This window comes from Pseudomonas sp. NUPR-002, assembly GCF_056322725.1.
Map to the genome: position 1 here is coordinate 634764 of NZ_CM150476.1, position 14907 is coordinate 649670.

Consider the following 14907-nt stretch of genomic DNA (forward strand, 5'->3'; position numbering starts at 1 on the left):
AAATGAACGCCCGGGTTACCCCGGGCGTTTCGCTGCAAAAGGGCTATCAGAAAGTGAGGGTGGCCGTGGCCGGGGTCGCTTCGACACCTTGCTGGCCGCTCGGCCCGATCAGTTGTAGCTGAATTTTCTGCGTGGCGGGGAAGGCTTTGAACAGTGGGGTCAGGTCGAGCGTTTTGAGCTGATCAGGCTTCTCGCAATTGAATCGGTAGTGCGCATGGATGTCGCTGTGCTCGTGGGTGTGGCCGTCTTCATCTGCCGCCGGTTTGTCGCCGAACAGCGGGCTGTGCAGTTCCTGGTCGCTCACTTCGCAGTGGGCCGACGCGGGCAGGGCGAACAGTGCCAGAGGTTTTTCAAGCTGGCTGCGTACGGCGGCTACCTTGGCTTTGTCGGCGTCGCTGCTGGCGGCGTGCTCGAAGCCGACCAGGTTCATCGCCGGGCTGTCCAGCTCCAGTTCCAGTGTCTTGCCATCGAGCACGGCGTTGAGTTGAGCCACGCCATGCTCATGGGCGGCGAGGCTGCCGTGACTATGGTCGTGATCGTGGTCCTCGTGGGCATGAGCGATGGCCAGGGGCAACAAGGCGAACGGCAAGGCGAGTAACAGGCGACGCATGGGCAAGACTTCACGAGGGCACGGAATATGTTTGGTTATGTTATAACAAATTATTCTGCGCAGGCTAGCGTGCTTGGCGACGGGGCGTTGGCGTGGGAGCATGGAGCCCGTTAGTGAGCAGAGGATACGACCGTGCGAATTCGTGGACATATCGGTGACTGGCCGGTGGATCTGACCCTGGAACTGGACCCGGCGGAGTGGGCGCAGTTGGGAGGGCAACTGACGGCAGTGGCGCCGGTTGCGACGGCGGCGGCAGTGGCCTCGTTACCGAGCGCTCGGCCCGATGACGCGCTGTGGCAAGCAGCACGAGACGTTCTGCGCACAGCGGGACAGTTGAGTGGTCCTGCGTTGCTGGAGCATCTGGAAGCGCTGGCGGGCAGTACGGCAGCAGGTAAGCGCCTGTTGGTGCGCTTGCGTCACAGTGCCGAGGTCAAGGTGGAAAGCGGCGCGGATGCACCGCTTTATCACTGGATCGGCTAGCGTGTAGGAGCGGGCTTGCCCCGCGATGCGATGTGACGGGTACACCGCAATCGCGGGGCAAGCCCGCTCCTACCGTCAGTACAGCGCGGCAAACAGCTTGCGGCGGTACGTTCCTACCAGTGGATGGTCATTGCCCAGCAGATCGAACACTTGCAGCAGCGTCTTGTGCGGCAACCCGCCTTCGTAGCCACGATTGCGCATGAACAGTTTGAGCATGCCATCCAACGCCGCTTCGTACTGCTGGCGCGACAGCTGCTGAATGCACAGCTGATAGGCAGCCTCATCGTCCTCGCTGTTTTGCGCCAAGCGCGCTTTGAGGTCAGCGACTTCCGGCAGGCTGGCCGCCTGACGCAGGAAGGTCAGTTGCGCCTTGGCACCGGCCAGGGCGGCTTTATGCTCATCGCTCTTGACTGCATCCAGTACGGTTTGTGCCTCGCCCAGTTCACCCCGTTCGGCCAGGCAACGGGCATACAGAATCAATGCAGCAGCGTTGCTGTTGTCTTCAGTCAGCAGGGCTTTGAGGGTTGCTTCGGCTTCGCTGAAGCGCCCTTCGGCAAACGCCGTCTGGGCCAGTTCGAACGGGTCGGCAGCTGACGGTGGCGGCATTTGCACATGCGGTTCGAGCAGCGCGCGGATCGCCGACTCAGGCTGAGCCCCGGCAAAACCATCGACCGGCTGGCCGTCTTTGAACAACACCACGGTGGGCAGGCTGCGAATGCCGAAACGGGCGACGATGTCTTGCTCGATATCGCAGTTCACCTTGGCCAGCAGCAATTCACCCTGATAGCTCTCGGTGATTTGCGCGAGCAGTGGCATCAGTGCCTTGCAGGGGGCACACCACTCGGCCCAGAAGTCGACGAGGACGGGCTTGTGGAAGGAGTTCTGAATCACCGACTGGTCGAAGTCAGCAGCAGTGGCGTCGAAAATGTACGGGGTAGCAGGGCTCATCGCGACTCTCGAAAATCCGTGAATGACATCACTATAAAGGCTGGCGGCTGGCGTGGTACAGGCTGACCCGGCGGAATTCGTGGGGTTCGGCCAGGTCAGGCAGGGTCAGGGCTTCAAGCACGCCCATCGGTTGGTACAGCGGGTGGCTGAAATCGCGCACCCGTGAGTCGGCCACCAGGGCTTGCTGGCCGCGGCTGAGGAAGGCGTCGAGCAGTGGCAGGTTGGCGCGGTCATACAGCACATCGGCCACCAGAATCAGGTCGAAGCGGTCGGCTTCCTGGAAGAAGTCATCGGAATAGCTCAGCTCCACGCCGTTGAGTTCGGCATTTGCCCGGCAGGCCTGCAGAGCCAAAGGATCAAGGTCGCAAGCAACCACTTCCAGAGCGCCAGCGCGGGCAGCAGCGATGCCTGCGATGCCCGAACCTGCGCCAAAGTCCAGCACGCGCTTACCTGCTACCCAGTGCGGGTGCTGCTCCAGGTAGCGAGCCATGGCCAAACCGCTGGCCCAGCAAAAGCTCCAGTAGGGCGGTTCATGGAGGATGCGCCGGGTTTCATCGGCGCTGAATTCGCGGTCCATGTTCTGCGCATCGATCAGCCACAGCTTGAGCGCGCACTCAGGCAAGTCGCTGACCACCAGGCGAGCATCGCCGAGCAGTTCACCCAAGGCCTGTTGTAACGACGCCGGTGCCATCATGGCGCCTTTTCAAATCGCAGCGGGCCGGTGGCCTGGGTTTGCGCCTGGAAAATCCGTACTGGCGGCAGGTGCAGGATCAGTTGCCCGGACTGGCTGGCCCGTCCACGCAACTCGACCCGGGCACCGGCCGGGAAGGCCTCGGGGCTGAAGCGCAGCTGATAGGGCAAGTCCAGGCCATTGCCACTGAGGGTACTGCTGGCCAGCAGGTTTTGCGGGCGGCCGCGTTCATCGATAACCAGCAAGGCCAGTTCGACTTCAGCACCTGATGGCACATTGAGCAAGGTGCCGCTCAATTCACGTTGGTAGGCCGGCAAAGGGCCGAGCGGCTTCGCGGTTTTGCTGGCAACCGGGGCTTTTGGCGCCGGGGCAGTCTGGGGTTGATCGCTGCTACAGGCGGCCAGCAAGGCGGCAAAACTGAGCACAACAAGCGCTCGAAATGGCATGGGGAATTCCTTCGCGACATATTTCCTCAGTGGATGGTAACCCCTTTGGCTTGTCTTGCCAGTGGGATGCGCTACCATGGCCCTCCCTTTTTTTGTTGCCTGCCACCATGCACTGTCCCTTCTGCGGTGCCAACGACACCAAAGTCATCGACTCGCGACTGGTTGCCGAGGGCGAGCAAGTGCGCCGTCGGCGCGAATGCGTAGCCTGCGGTGAGCGGTTCACCACCTTCGAAACCGCCGAGCTGGTGCTGCCCCGTCTGATCAAGCAAGACGGCAGCCGCCAACCCTTCGACGAAGAAAAACTGCGCGCCGGTATGCAGCGCGCCCTGGAAAAGCGACCGGTCAGCGTCGAGCGACTGGAAGCGGCCCTGGCCCACATCAAGCACCAGTTGCGCGCCACGGGTGAGCGTGAGGTCAAGTCGCTGGTGGTAGGAGAGCTGGTGATGAACGAGCTGCAGAAGCTCGATGAAGTCGCCTATATCCGTTTCGCTTCGGTGTACCGACGCTTTCAGGACCTCAACGAGTTCCGCGAAGAAATCGACCGTCTGGCCCGAGAGCCGGCTAAAGAATGACCATGACCAACGAACGCGCGATGCTTGATGCCCATTACATGGCCCGGGCTTTGGAACTGGCCCGTAAGGGTCTGTATTCGACCCATCCGAATCCGCGTGTCGGCTGTGTGATCGTTCGCGACGGCAAGGTGGTGGGCGAAGGCTGGCATGTCCGTGCAGGCGAGCCGCATGCCGAAGTACACGCCTTGCGTCAGGCTGGCGAGCTGGCCCGTGGCGCCTGTGCCTATGTCACCCTTGAGCCTTGCAGCCATCACGGACGTACTCCGCCGTGTGCCGAGGCGTTGGTCAAGGCCGGTGTGGCGCGGGTAGTGGCAGCCATGCAAGACCCCAATCCGCAAGTTGCCGGGCAGGGCCTCAAGCGCCTGGCCGAGGCGGGTATCGAGGTCGCCAGTGGCGTGCTGGAAAGCGAAGCGCGGGCACTCAACCCGGGTTTTCTCAAGCGCATGGAGTTCGGCTTGCCTTTTGTGCGGGCGAAGCTGGCAATGAGCCTGGATGGCCGTACGGCCATGGCCAATGGTGAGAGCCAATGGATCACCGGGCCGGCCGCACGCTCCGCGGTGCAGCGCCTGCGAGCACGTTCCAGCGTGGTGCTGACCAGTGCACAAAGCGTGCTGGCTGATAACGCGCGGATGACCGTGCGCGGCCAGGAGCTGGGCCTGGACCCGGAAACCACCGCGCTGGCCCTGGCGCGTCCGCCGTTGCGCGTGCTGATCGACGGCCGCCTGCGCCTGCCGCTGGATGCACCGTTCTTCACTGCCGGCCCGGCGCTGGTGGTGACTGCCGCTGCTGTCGAAGCACGCTATGCCGAGGCCGGTCATGAACTGATCAGTTTGCCGGGCGAAGGCGGGCGGGTCGACCTTCCGGCGTTGCTGCGCGAGCTGGCGGCCCGTGGTGTCAGCGAAGTGCTGCTGGAGGCGGGTGCCGGCCTGGTCGGCGCTTTTGCCCAGCATGGCCTGATCGACGAATACCAGATTTTTGTTGCTGCCAAGTTCCTCGGCTCCAGCGCCCGTCCGTTGCTGGACTGGCCGTTGAATCACATGAACGAGGCGGCACAGCTGAAAATTACTGAAATGCGCGCAGTAGGCGATGACTGGCGAGTCACTGCGGTTCCTGTGCCGGCGCCCGGCGTATAATTCCAGGCTAGCCCTGCGCAGCCCTGTTCTCGAGGAGGACTCATGTTCACCGGCATCATCGAATCCATAGGCAGCATCCGCTCGCTGACCCCAAAAGGCGGCGACGTGCGGGTGTATGTCGCAACCGGCAAGCTCGATTTGGGCGACGTCAAACTGGGTGACAGCATCGCCGTCAACGGTGTTTGCCTGACCGCAGTCGAACTGCCAGGCGACGGCTTCTGGGCCGACGTCAGCCGTGAAACCCTGGAGTGCACCGCATTTGACGACCTCAAGAGCGGCAGCCGGGTCAACCTGGAAAAGGCCTTGACCCCCACCACCCGCCTGGGTGGTCACCTGGTCAGCGGCCACGTTGACGGCGTTGGTGAAGTGGTGTCGCGCAGCGATAACGCCCGCGCTATCCAGTTCCGCATCCGTGCGCCAAAAGAGCTGGCCAAGTACATTGCCCACAAGGGCTCGATCACGGTTGATGGCACCAGCCTGACAGTGAACGTTGTCGATGGCGCCGAGTTCGAGCTGACCATCGTCCCGCATACCCTGGCCGAAACCATCATGGCCGACTACCGTCCAGGTCGTCGGGTCAACCTTGAGGTCGACCTGCTGGCCCGTTACCTGGAGCGTTTGCTGCTGGGTGACAAAGCCGCCGAGTCCAGCAATGGCGGTGGCATTACCGAAAGTTTCCTGGCCGCCAACGGCTACCTGAAATCCTGATTTGAAAGGGGGTGCCGCGTGGCGCTCAACAGCATCGAAGAACTGGTTGAAGACATCCGCCAGGGCAAAATGGTCATCCTCATGGATGACGAAGACCGCGAGAACGAAGGCGACCTGATCATGGCCGCCGAATGCTGCAAGGCTGAACACATCAACTTCATGGCCAAGCACGCCCGTGGTCTGATCTGCATGCCGATGTCGCGCGAGCGTTGCGAAACACTCAAGCTGCCACTGATGGCGCCGCGCAACGGTTCAGGTTTCGGTACCAAGTTCACCGTCTCGATCGAAGCCGCCGAAGGCGTGACCACCGGCATCTCCGCCGCTGACCGTGCACGCACGGTGCAGGCTGCAGCCGCCCGTGATGCCAAGGCTGAAGATATCGTCAGCCCGGGCCACATCTTCCCGCTGATGGCCCAGCCCGGCGGTACCCTGGCCCGTGCCGGCCACACCGAAGCGGCGTGCGACCTGGCGCGCATGGCTGGCTTCGAGCCAAGCGGGGTTATCTGCGAAGTGATGAACGACGACGGCACCATGTCGCGTCGCCCTGAGCTGGAAGCATTTGCCGCCGAGCATGGCATCAAGATCGGCACCATCGCCGACCTGATCCACTACCGGATGATCCATGAACGTACCGTTCAGCGGGTTTCCGAGCAGCCGCTGGACAGCGAACTGGGCAGTTTCAACCTCGTTACCTACCGCGACTCGGTCGAAGGTGACGTGCACATGGCCCTGACCCTGGGTCACATCTGCGCTGAAGAACCGACCCTGGTTCGCGTGCACAACATGGACCCGCTGCGCGACCTGCTGATGGTCAAGCAACCAGGCCGCTGGAGCCTGCGCGCCGCTATGGCTGCGGTTGCCGAGGCTGGCAGCGGCGTCGTGCTGCTGCTCGGTCACCCGCTGGAAGGCGATGTGTTGCTCGCGCATATCCGCGAAAGCGCCGACGCCGCCCCGGCGAAAACCCCGACCACCTACAGCACCGTCGGTGCCGGTTCGCAGATTCTGCGCGACCTCGGTGTGCGCAAAATGCGCCTGATGAGTTCGCCAATGAAGTTCAATGCGATATCCGGATTCGATCTGGAAGTTGTAGAATACGTGCCCTCCGAATAAAGCAGGCGGTTTGTCGCGCTGCCATTCGTGTCCCAAACCCCTACAGGCCGCCCTTTGCGGCCTGGCTCTTTAAGATGAGAACTGCGCAATGACCCTGAAGACCATCGAAGGTACCTTCATTGCCCCCAAAGGTCGCTATGCTTTGGTGGTTGGCCGCTTTAACAGCTTCGTTGTCGAAAGCCTGGTAAGCGGTGCCGTTGATGCCCTGGTGCGCCATGGCGTGAGCGAAAGCGACATCACTGTCATCCGTGCTCCGGGTGCTTTCGAAATCCCGCTGGTGGCACAGAAAGTCGCCCAGCAAAGCGAATACGCTGCGATCATCGCCCTGGGCGCTGTGATCCGTGGCGGTACTCCGCACTTTGAATACGTAGCGGGCGAGTGCACCAAGGGCCTGGCCCAGGTGTCCATGGAGTTCGGCGTACCGGTTGCATTCGGTGTCCTGACTGTCGACTCGATCGAACAGGCCATTGAGCGTTCCGGCACCAAGGCCGGCAACAAGGGCGCTGAAGCTGCCCTGTCCGCTCTGGAAATGGTCAGCCTGCTGGCGCAGTTGGAGGCCAAGTGATTAGCGACGAGCACGATCGTTTCAACCCGCGCGATCCAAAACCTGCGGATGCTGGCAAGCCATCGAAGAGCGCCAAGCGTCGTGAAGCCCGTCAGCTCGCGACTCAGGCCCTGTATCAATGGCACATGGCTCGGCAGTCGCTGAACGAGATCGAAGCGCAGTTCCGGGTCGATAACGATTTCACCGATGTCGACGGTGCCTATTTCCGCGAAATCCTCCATGGGGTTCCGGTGATGGTGCAGGAAATCGACAAGGCCCTGGCCCCGTGCCTGGACCTGGCCCTTGAAGAACTCGATCCGGTTGAACTGGCGGTGTTGCGCCTGTCCACCTGGGAGTTCATCAAGCGCGTCGACGTGCCTTACCGCGTTGTGATCAACGAAGGCGTCGAGCTGGCCAAAGTTTTCGGTGCTACCGACGGTCATAAATTCGTCAACGGTGTGCTCGACAAACTGGCTCCACGGCTGCGTGAAGCCGAAGTAAAGGCGTTCAAGCGCTGATTTCGGCGCTGATTGCCAATGGGTGAGTTCGAGCTGATTCGCCATTACTTCGCCGCCGCGCCGTGTGCGCAAGGCGGCGAAGCGGTTGCGTTGGGCATCGGCGATGATTGCGCCTTGCTCAGCCTGCCGCCGGGCGAACAATTGGCGATCTCCACCGATACGCTGGTGGCCGGGGTGCATTTCCCGGCTGTCTGCGATCCTTTTCTGCTCGGTCAGCGTTCGCTGGCTGTTGCCGCCAGTGATCTGGCTGCCATGGGGGCCACCCCCATCGGCTTTACCCTGGCCCTGACCCTACCCGATGTGAACGCCGAATGGCTGCAAGCTTATGCCCTGGGCCTGAACCAGATGGCGCAGGCGTGCCGCTTGAGCCTGATCGGTGGTGACACTACCCGCGGCCCGCTGAGCCTGACGATGACCGTGTTCGGCCGCGTGCCGGCTGGCCAGGCCCTGACGCGTACCGGCGCACGTGCTGGCGACCTGTTGTGTGTAGGTGGCGAGCTGGGCAATGCCGCGGGCGCCTTGCCGTTGGTGCTCGGCCAGCGCCAGGCCGATCCGGCCGTCGCCGGGCCGCTGCTTGCCCATTACTGGTCGCCGCAGCCGCAACTGGCATTGGGGCAGGCCTTGCGTGGCAAAGCCACCTCGGCGCTGGATATCTCCGATGGCTTGCTGGCCGACTGCGGGCATATTGCCAAGGCATCACAGGTGTCGCTGCAGGTCGAGCTCGAGCGCTTGCCGCTGTCTGCTGCGTTACAGGCGTTCTGTGGGCCTGAAGGTGCCCAGCAGGCTGCGCTGGCCGGTGGCGACGACTATGTCCTGGCTTTCACCTTGCCAGAGGCGCAACTGGCGCCCCTGCAGGCCGCCGGCTGGCCAATCCATGTGGTAGGGCGTGTCGGCAGCGGCAGCGGTGTTTATCTGCTCGATGGTCAAGGGCAAGACATCACCCCGCAAACCCGGGGCTATCAACATTTTAGGGAGCAACCGTGACCGATCACCCCAATCAGGTGCCTGCGGAAAACGTTCCGCCGTCGGTCTGGCGCAATCCGTGGCACTTTCTTGCATTCGGCTTCGGCTCCGGCACCTTGCCCAAGGCGCCGGGAACCTGGGGCTCGCTGGTCGCCTTGCCGTTCATCCCGTTGTGGCAAATGTTGCCCGATTGGGGATATTGGTTAATGCTGGGGCTGACCATGCTGTTCGGCTTCTGGCTGTGCGGCAAGGTTGCCGATGACTTGCGTGTGCACGACCATGAAGGCATTGTCTGGGACGAAATGGTCGGCATGTGGATCACCTTGTGGTTGGTCCCCGAAGGCTGGCAGTGGTTGCTGGCGGGCTTTTTGATGTTCCGCTTTTTTGACATCCTCAAGCCCTGGCCGATTCGCTGGGTTGACCGGCATGTGCATGGCGGCGTCGGCATCATGCTTGACGATGTGCTGGCGGGTGTCTTTGCTTGGTTGGGCATGCAAGTGCTGGTATGGAGTGTCACTTAAGGGAGTCGCACGATGCGTGGATGGCGAGTGGTCCTGTTGAGCCTGGTGCTGGCCGCCAGCGGCGTTAGCGCCAACGAGACACCCGAGGTACCCAAGCAGGTTCGATTGGCCAGTGAGCGTTGGGAGGATTACACCAACGCCGACGGCACCGGCATCGCCTGGGACATTCTGCGCAAGGTTTTCGAGCCCGCCGGCGTCAAGGTCGTGGTGTTCAGCGTCCCCTACAGCCGGGCTATCGGCCTGGTCAAACGGGGTGAAGCCGACGCCTGGGTGGGTTCTTACCACGAAGAGAGCCCCGACAACCTGTACCCGCGCTGGAACTTCGATACCGACCACATCTACGCCCTGAGCCTGGCCAGCAAACCGCTGCCAACCCCGGAAAACCTGGGTCAGTTCAAGCTTTCCTGGGTGCGTGGTTACGACTACCAGCGCTATTTGCCGAAAATCAGCGACTATCGCGAAGTACAGCGGCGTGAAGGGATTTTGCCGATGCTCGAGCGCGGACGTGTCGATTTCTATATCGATGCGCAAACCGAGGTCGAGTACGTACTGGATCAGGCGCCAGAGAGCGAACGCAGCAAATTCCGCAGTACGCACATCGCTGAATTACCGCTGTATCTGGCTTTCGGTAAAAACGATAACGGCCGCGCATTGCAGGCGTTGTTCGATCAGCGCATGGAAAAACTGGTCGCCAACGGCGAGCTGCGGGCGATCTTCAGCCATTGGTCGCAACCGTATCCGTTCGACAAAGTGAAGGGTCCGGAGTAGGTCGAATCGTACATATCGATGGATATGAGCAAACATTCGACCTAAGCAGCTCGCCCACATGCTGATACAATCGGTCCACTTTATTTCCAAGCTTTCAATTCAGGAGCACAAAGTGCCCGTCGTCTTTGTTGCCGCTTCCAAGCTGCCTACCCCGTTTGCGATTTTCACCATGCATGGTTTTCTCGATGAAGCCACTGGCCGCGAGCACGTTGTGCTCAGCCTGGGTGATGTAGCTGACGGGCAACCGGTGCTGGGGCGTTTGCATTCCGAGTGCCTGACTGGTGATGCGTTGTTCAGCCAGCGCTGTGACTGTGGTTCCCAGCTTGAGGCTGCCTTGCAGGCCATCGCCCGCGAAGGTCGCGGTGTATTGCTGTACCTGCGCCAGGAAGGCCGTGGCATCGGCCTGTTGAACAAGATTCGCGCCTACGAGTTGCAAGATGGCGGCGCCGACACCGTCGAGGCCAACGAGCGCCTGGGCTTTGCCGCCGACCAGCGTGACTACGGCATGTGCCAGCCGATGCTTGAGCACCTGGGGGTCAAGTCGCTGCGATTGATGACCAACAACCCGCGCAAAGTGAAGGCCCTGACCGGCATGGGTATTCCGGTTGCTGAGCGGGTACCGCTGCATACCGGTCACAACCCGCATAACAAACACTACCTGGCCACCAAGGCTGGCAAGCTCGGCCACATGATGGGCAATGAGCACCAAGGCGAGGCCGGCCGGGCGTGACCCGCGCGCAGGTTCGTCGTCGTCTTGAGCTTGCCTGGTGGCAGTACCTGGCGGTGGCCCTGGCGCCGCTGCTGGTGTTTGCCTGGGCCTTCGGTGGCGGTCAGGCCCTGATTCCAGTCCTGGCCATGCCGATGTTCATCGCCGGTGTGGCCTCGATGTTTCTCAGCCTGCCGCGCTTTGGCGCTTACAAGCATGCACTGATTGCCACGCAAAAAGCCCTGAACACTGACGCAGAACCGGCCGCCTGGATTGAACTGGCGCGCGTTCGCCGCCTGGGTATGCTGTTCGCCTGCCTGCCGGCGTGGATCTCGGCCCTGTCGGTGTTTGTTGGCCTGGAAGCGGTGCCGCAAATCCTTCTGGCGGTGTCCAGCCTGGTGCTGATGTACCTCTATCGTATCCCGCGTCAGCTGGGCTGATGCGCGGCGTTTTGCTGCTGGTATTGCTGATACTGGCCGCTCCGCTCACGGCGGCCACGCGAGTGGTCAGCCTGGCGCCATCTTTGTCGGAAATCGTCGTTGAACTGCAGGCGGCTGATCTGCTGGTCGGCCAGTTGGAAGGCGGTGAGCGCCTGCCTGCCCTGGAGCATGTGCCTGCGGTCGGGCGCTATGGTCAGATTGATATGGAGCGCCTGCTCAGCCTCAAACCTGATCTTTTGCTGGTGTGGCCAGGCAGCGTGCCGGCTGCGCAACGTGATCAGCTCAAGCGCCTGGGCATTCCTGTTTACAGCGCCGAACCGCACAGCCTCGATGAATTGATCGATCAGATTGAGGCCATTGCGGTGCAACTGGGGCGCGCGCAGCAAGGGCGCGAGCGAGCACGTCAGCTGCGCGAGCAGTTGCAGGCGTTACGCGTACGCTTCCACCGTGAGCAGCCGCTGCGGGCGTTCTATCAGGTTTGGGACAGGCCCCTGTACACCATTGGCGCCGAGCAGATTGTCAGCGATGCGCTGGCGGTGTGTGGCGCGCGTAATGTGTTTGCCGAACTGAAGGTGCCTGCGCCACAGGTCAGTCTGGAATCGGTGTTGTTGCGCGACCCTCAGGTGATTCTGGCCGCTAATCAGGCCCAGCTCGATGCCTGGAAGGCCTGGCCGCAGGTGGATGCGGTGCGCAACGGGCGCCTGTTGCAGGTGCCCGATAAGGGCCTGGAGCGCCCCAGCGGGCAGATGATCGCAGCAACGGCGCAGTTATGTCAGGCGCTTGCGGCTACAGCGCCGGTGTCCAGGTAACCCCCAGCAACCAGGTGCGGCCTTCTTCGCGGTAATCTGCAAAACCGCTCACGTAGCTGTACTGCGCACGGCTATAGGTTTTATCCAGCAGGTTCTCGGCCTTCAATTCCAGGCGAATCTCGTTGCTGAGGTTCCAGCTGCTGCGCAATCCAAACAAACCATAGCCACTCAGCGTGCGGGTATTGTCGGCGTCGGCATAGCTGCTGCTGACCGCCTGCCAGCTGGCACCCAGGCCAAGGCGATCGAACTGGCGGTCCAGGTCCAGGCTTAACGTGCGCCGTGCGCGGCGCTCAAGGGTGTGCCCGGACTCGCGGTCACGTGGATCGATCAGCGACAGCCCAAGGCTGCTTTGCCAACCAAACCATTGCTGCTGCAGGCTGGCCTCGAAACCGTTGATCCTCGCCGAGCCGATGTTCTGCGGAATGTAGTTGCTGTCGTAGACAATCGCGTTGTGCAGGTCTGTGCGATACAGCGAGGCTTCCAGGCGCGTGCTGTCAGTAAGCTGGCTACGCCACTGCAGTTCGTAACTCTTGGAGCGCTCGGGCTTGAGGTCAGGGTTGCTGAAGTCCGGGTAGTAGAGGTCGTTGAAGGTGGGTGCGCGGAAACCTTCGCTGTAAGACAGCAGCACATCGTTATTCGGGTTAACCGGCAGGGTCAGGCTTGCGCTCCAACTGTTCTGGCTACCGAACTGCTGGTTCTGGTCGCGGCGTACGCCCACTTCGGTAGAGAAGCTTTCGCCTTTGTAGCGATGCTGGACAAAGGCTGCACGGTTCCAGCGGCTGTCTTCGGTCAGCGAGCTGCTGGTGTGCAGACGGTCCTGATACCAATCGCCACCGACAATCAGGTTGTTGCGCTCATCGAGGCTGAAGTCGTTCTGCCAGTTGATCGCATCACGGTAGGTATTGAACTCGCTACTGCCCGGTTGCAGCGAGTCGCGCTTGGTGTCGCGGTTTTCGCTATGGCCCAGCTCCAGGCGCGAATGCCAGGCCTCGCTGAGCTGCGCGTCGGCATAGGTGCCGACACTGCTGACAGTGAAGTCGGTATAAGGCTGGCTGCCATCGCCAAACAGGTTGTCGTATTCGCTGCGCCCCCGGTTGTCGAGGAGGTTGACGCCCACTTCCAGCGCGTCGCTGGCGACATGGCTGAGGTTCAGGCTGAAGCTTTTATTGCGGTAGGCGTCGTGATCGTTGTTGGCAGCCTGAATTCATAGAATAAGTGCAACGTTTGAAACGATAGGCAGAGAGTCAGCCACCGGTAGAATCCAGGCTCTCACACCGAAGGATTCAAGCGCAGATGACTACGCATTACCGGCAGCTGACTCAGGGCCAACGTTACCAGATTGAGGCCGGTCTGAGCGCCGGAAAAAGCCAGGCAAGCATCGCGAAACAGGTTGGCGTACATCCCTCGACGATCAGTCGTGAGGTTCGCCGCAACAGCTCCCAGAAGACCTACAAAGCGGTTGCTGCGACCCATGAAAGTGATGCCCGTCGAGCGCAGGCGCGCAAGCACTGCAAGCCATTAACGTGGTTCAGCCATTATCTGCCGCTCTGGCTAAAACACGGTATGAGCCCGGAGCAGATTGCTCAGCGCCTGAAGCAAGAGCAGCCGGAGCGCGCGGTCAGTCACGAGTGGATTTATCGGTTTATCGCCACCGACAAACACGCAGGTGGCGAGTTATACAAGTATTTGCGGCACCGCAGGAAGCTGTACCGAAAACGCTACGGAAGCCACGACCGGCGCGGACAGTTGCGTAATCGCGTATCGATAACCGAGCGCCCTGCTGAGGTCGAAGCCCGCGAGCGTCTAGGTGATTGGGAGGGTGACACGGTGCATGGCGTAGGCGGCAATCTGGTCACGCTGGTTGATCGTAAAAGCGGCTACCTGAGCGCCTATCCGGTCAAGCGCAGGACGCGCCGGCAGGTAACGCGGGCGATCAATCTGTTGCTCAAGGGGCATGCTGTTCACACGCTGACGCTGGATAACGGGAAGGAGTTTGCCGGGCATGAACGCATTGCGCATCGGAGCCAGTGCCAAGTCTTTTTTGCAGAACCCTATTCATCCTGGCAGCGAGGCACTAATGAAAATACCAACGGCCTGCTCCGGCAGTATTTTCCCAAGGGCGGCGACTTCAGCAAGCTGACCGTCGAGGCGGTCAGTCGCGTGGTAACGAAGATCAATTTACGCCCGCGAAAACGCCTGGGCTGGAAGACGCCGTACGAAGTTTATGCAGGGGCGAGCGTTGCACTTATGTGTTGAATTCAGGCAGGAAAAGACTCACGGGTCGCATTGATGCCAGCGCTTTCTTCCAATCCGGCTGCGAGGTTGAATCGAGTCTGCTCATTACCGCCGGAAAGGCCAACATCACGCTGCCAGGTCTGGTTGCTGCCTGCGCCCAGGTGCAGTCTTGGCTGCAACCCTGGCTTATTGGCACGGCGGGTAAAAATCTGGATGACCCCACCAATCGCATCGCTGCCATAAATGGCCGAGCGCGAACCACGCAGCACCTCGACACGCTCGATTTGATCGATGTTGAGAAACTGCAGGCCACTGTCACCGGACGAGGTGTTGGCAATACGTACGCCATCGACCAGCACCAGGCTTTGTGCGGATTTGGTACCGCGAATGAAAATTCCCGGCAGGCTGCCGCGACCGCCAGTACGCGCTACCTGAACCCCGGGCACACGGGTCAGCAGGTCGGTGACGCTGGATGGCTGCAGGCGGTCGATGTCGTCGCGGGTGAATACGCTGTTGGCGGCAGTGGATTGCGTGCGGTCTTCAACCTGGCGGTTGGCGCTGATCAGGGTGTCGGGTAGCTTCAGGGCGCTGTCACGGTCGATGGGGGCGGCGAGCAGCGTGGTGGGCAGGCAGAACAGGAGTGGAGTCAGGCGTCGCATGGGTGTATCCGGTGTTATCGCGGGGCAAGCCCGCTCCCACAGAAGG

At 61.5% G+C, this 14907-nt stretch carries 18 protein-coding genes and 2 pseudogenes; 14 read left to right on the forward strand and 6 right to left on the reverse strand.

All coding sequences use genetic code 11. The features are described from left to right. Positions 1-46: 46 nt before the first annotated feature. Complete coding sequence (locus ACVWSC_RS02980) at positions 47-610, reverse strand: DUF2796 domain-containing protein (protein WP_442111955.1); 564 nt, start codon at positions 608-610, stop codon at positions 47-49. Between the two features lie 132 nt (positions 611-742). Here ACVWSC_RS02980 and ACVWSC_RS02985 point away from each other — a divergent pair, with 132 nt between their 5' ends. Next, entirely contained in the window at positions 743-1090 is a 348-nt protein-coding gene (locus ACVWSC_RS02985) for a hypothetical protein (RefSeq protein ID WP_442111957.1), read from the forward strand. A gap of 75 nt (positions 1091-1165) precedes the next feature. Here ACVWSC_RS02985 and trxA read toward each other — a convergent pair whose 3' ends face one another. Genes trxA through ACVWSC_RS03000 form a run of 3 tightly spaced genes read right to left on the reverse strand, consistent with a single transcriptional unit; the run spans position 1166 to position 3175 of the window. Beyond that, complete coding sequence (gene trxA, locus ACVWSC_RS02990) at positions 1166-2038, reverse strand: thioredoxin (RefSeq protein ID WP_442111959.1); 873 nt, start codon at positions 2036-2038, stop codon at positions 1166-1168. 31 nt (positions 2039-2069) lie between these two features. Beyond that, positions 2070-2729 carry a class I SAM-dependent methyltransferase gene (locus tag ACVWSC_RS02995; protein WP_442114246.1) on the reverse strand — a complete coding sequence of 220 codons (660 nt, stop codon included), beginning with the start codon at positions 2727-2729 and terminating at the stop codon, positions 2070-2072. Then, positions 2729-3175 carry a hypothetical protein gene (locus ACVWSC_RS03000; RefSeq protein WP_442111961.1) on the reverse strand — a complete coding sequence of 149 codons (447 nt, stop codon included), beginning with the start codon at positions 3173-3175 and terminating at the stop codon, positions 2729-2731. The genes ACVWSC_RS02995 and ACVWSC_RS03000 overlap by 1 nt, the downstream gene beginning before the upstream one ends. Positions 3176-3282: 107 nt before the next feature. Between ACVWSC_RS03000 and nrdR the strand changes: the two genes are divergently transcribed. From nrdR to ACVWSC_RS03060, 12 genes are all read left to right on the forward strand, one after another. Continuing rightward, entirely contained in the window at positions 3283-3747 is a 465-nt protein-coding gene (nrdR, locus tag ACVWSC_RS03005; RefSeq protein WP_442111962.1) for a transcriptional regulator NrdR, read from the forward strand. A gap of 2 nt (positions 3748-3749) precedes the next feature. Continuing rightward, positions 3750-4880 carry a bifunctional diaminohydroxyphosphoribosylaminopyrimidine deaminase/5-amino-6-(5-phosphoribosylamino)uracil reductase RibD gene (ribD, locus tag ACVWSC_RS03010; protein WP_442111964.1) on the forward strand — a complete coding sequence of 377 codons (1131 nt, stop codon included), beginning with the start codon at positions 3750-3752 and terminating at the stop codon, positions 4878-4880. 42 nt (positions 4881-4922) lie between these two features. Next, on the forward strand, positions 4923-5588 hold the full coding sequence (locus ACVWSC_RS03015) for a riboflavin synthase (protein ID WP_442111966.1): 666 nt from the start codon (positions 4923-4925) through the stop codon (positions 5586-5588). Between the two features lie 18 nt (positions 5589-5606). Further along, entirely contained in the window at positions 5607-6698 is a 1092-nt protein-coding gene (ribBA, locus tag ACVWSC_RS03020) for a bifunctional 3,4-dihydroxy-2-butanone-4-phosphate synthase/GTP cyclohydrolase II (protein ID WP_442111968.1), read from the forward strand. A gap of 88 nt (positions 6699-6786) precedes the next feature. After that, positions 6787-7263: a 6,7-dimethyl-8-ribityllumazine synthase gene (gene ribH / locus ACVWSC_RS03025; RefSeq protein WP_442111970.1), complete on the forward strand. Its 477-nt coding sequence runs from the start codon at positions 6787-6789 to the stop codon at positions 7261-7263. Then, positions 7260-7760 (forward strand): transcription antitermination factor NusB, encoded by a 501-nt coding sequence (gene nusB, locus ACVWSC_RS03030; protein WP_442111972.1) that lies wholly within the window; start codon positions 7260-7262, stop codon positions 7758-7760. Before ribH ends, nusB begins: the two co-directional genes overlap by 4 nt. A gap of 18 nt (positions 7761-7778) precedes the next feature. Continuing rightward, complete coding sequence (gene thiL, locus ACVWSC_RS03035; RefSeq protein WP_442111974.1) at positions 7779-8744, forward strand: thiamine-phosphate kinase; 966 nt, start codon at positions 7779-7781, stop codon at positions 8742-8744. Further along, positions 8741-9244, forward strand: a complete 504-nt coding sequence (locus ACVWSC_RS03040; RefSeq protein ID WP_038606274.1) for a phosphatidylglycerophosphatase A family protein — start codon at positions 8741-8743, stop codon at positions 9242-9244. Before thiL ends, ACVWSC_RS03040 begins: the two co-directional genes overlap by 4 nt. 12 nt (positions 9245-9256) lie before the next feature. Beyond that, entirely contained in the window at positions 9257-10012 is a 756-nt protein-coding gene (locus ACVWSC_RS03045; RefSeq protein WP_442111976.1) for a substrate-binding periplasmic protein, read from the forward strand. 112 nt (positions 10013-10124) lie between these two features. Continuing rightward, on the forward strand, positions 10125-10742 hold the full coding sequence (gene ribA, locus ACVWSC_RS03050; protein WP_442111978.1) for a GTP cyclohydrolase II: 618 nt from the start codon (positions 10125-10127) through the stop codon (positions 10740-10742). Beyond that, positions 10739-11158: an MFS transporter gene (locus ACVWSC_RS03055; RefSeq protein WP_442111980.1), complete on the forward strand. Its 420-nt coding sequence runs from the start codon at positions 10739-10741 to the stop codon at positions 11156-11158. Before ribA ends, ACVWSC_RS03055 begins: the two co-directional genes overlap by 4 nt. Then, positions 11158-11967, forward strand: a complete 810-nt coding sequence (locus tag ACVWSC_RS03060; protein WP_442111982.1) for a cobalamin-binding protein — start codon at positions 11158-11160, stop codon at positions 11965-11967. The genes ACVWSC_RS03055 and ACVWSC_RS03060 overlap by 1 nt, the downstream gene beginning before the upstream one ends. Here the strand turns inward: ACVWSC_RS03060 and ACVWSC_RS03065 are convergent. Beyond that, positions 11945-13162: pseudogene (locus ACVWSC_RS03065) on the reverse strand (TonB-dependent receptor domain-containing protein); the annotation flags it as partial. The gene ACVWSC_RS03060 and the pseudogene ACVWSC_RS03065 overlap by 23 nt on opposite strands. Positions 13163-13260: 98 nt before the next feature. On the opposite strand from ACVWSC_RS03065, the gene ACVWSC_RS03070 reads away from it, so the two are divergent. Then, complete coding sequence (locus tag ACVWSC_RS03070) at positions 13261-14223, forward strand: IS30-like element ISPsme1 family transposase (RefSeq protein WP_442107591.1); 963 nt, start codon at positions 13261-13263, stop codon at positions 14221-14223. A gap of 11 nt (positions 14224-14234) precedes the next feature. Here the strand turns inward: ACVWSC_RS03070 and ACVWSC_RS03075 are convergent. Continuing rightward, positions 14235-14861 (reverse strand): annotated as a pseudogene (locus ACVWSC_RS03075) (TonB-dependent receptor); the annotation flags it as partial. Positions 14862-14907: the final 46 nt, after the last annotated feature.

What these genes read in the sequence shown, in the direction of transcription:
- ACVWSC_RS02995 (WP_442114246.1), bottom strand. Translation starts at nt 2,729, where the DNA reads ATGGCACCGGCGTCGTTACAACAGGCCTTGGGTGAACTGCTCGGCGAT.
- ACVWSC_RS03045 (WP_442111976.1), top strand. Translation starts at nt 9,257, where the DNA reads ATGCGTGGATGGCGAGTGGTCCTGTTGAGCCTGGTGCTGGCCGCCAGC.
- ACVWSC_RS03015 (WP_442111966.1), top strand. Translation starts at nt 4,923, where the DNA reads ATGTTCACCGGCATCATCGAATCCATAGGCAGCATCCGCTCGCTGACC.
- thiL (WP_442111974.1), top strand. Translation starts at nt 7,779, where the DNA reads ATGGGTGAGTTCGAGCTGATTCGCCATTACTTCGCCGCCGCGCCGTGT.
- ACVWSC_RS02980 (WP_442111955.1), bottom strand. Translation starts at nt 610, where the DNA reads ATGCGTCGCCTGTTACTCGCCTTGCCGTTCGCCTTGTTGCCCCTGGCC.
- ribD (WP_442111964.1), top strand. Translation starts at nt 3,750, where the DNA reads ATGACCAACGAACGCGCGATGCTTGATGCCCATTACATGGCCCGGGCT.
- ACVWSC_RS03070 (WP_442107591.1), top strand. Translation starts at nt 13,261, where the DNA reads ATGACTACGCATTACCGGCAGCTGACTCAGGGCCAACGTTACCAGATT.
- nrdR (WP_442111962.1), top strand. Translation starts at nt 3,283, where the DNA reads ATGCACTGTCCCTTCTGCGGTGCCAACGACACCAAAGTCATCGACTCG.
- ribH (WP_442111970.1), top strand. Translation starts at nt 6,787, where the DNA reads ATGACCCTGAAGACCATCGAAGGTACCTTCATTGCCCCCAAAGGTCGC.
- ACVWSC_RS03060 (WP_442111982.1), top strand. Translation starts at nt 11,158, where the DNA reads ATGCGCGGCGTTTTGCTGCTGGTATTGCTGATACTGGCCGCTCCGCTC.
- ACVWSC_RS03000 (WP_442111961.1), bottom strand. Translation starts at nt 3,175, where the DNA reads ATGCCATTTCGAGCGCTTGTTGTGCTCAGTTTTGCCGCCTTGCTGGCC.
- trxA (WP_442111959.1), bottom strand. Translation starts at nt 2,038, where the DNA reads ATGAGCCCTGCTACCCCGTACATTTTCGACGCCACTGCTGCTGACTTC.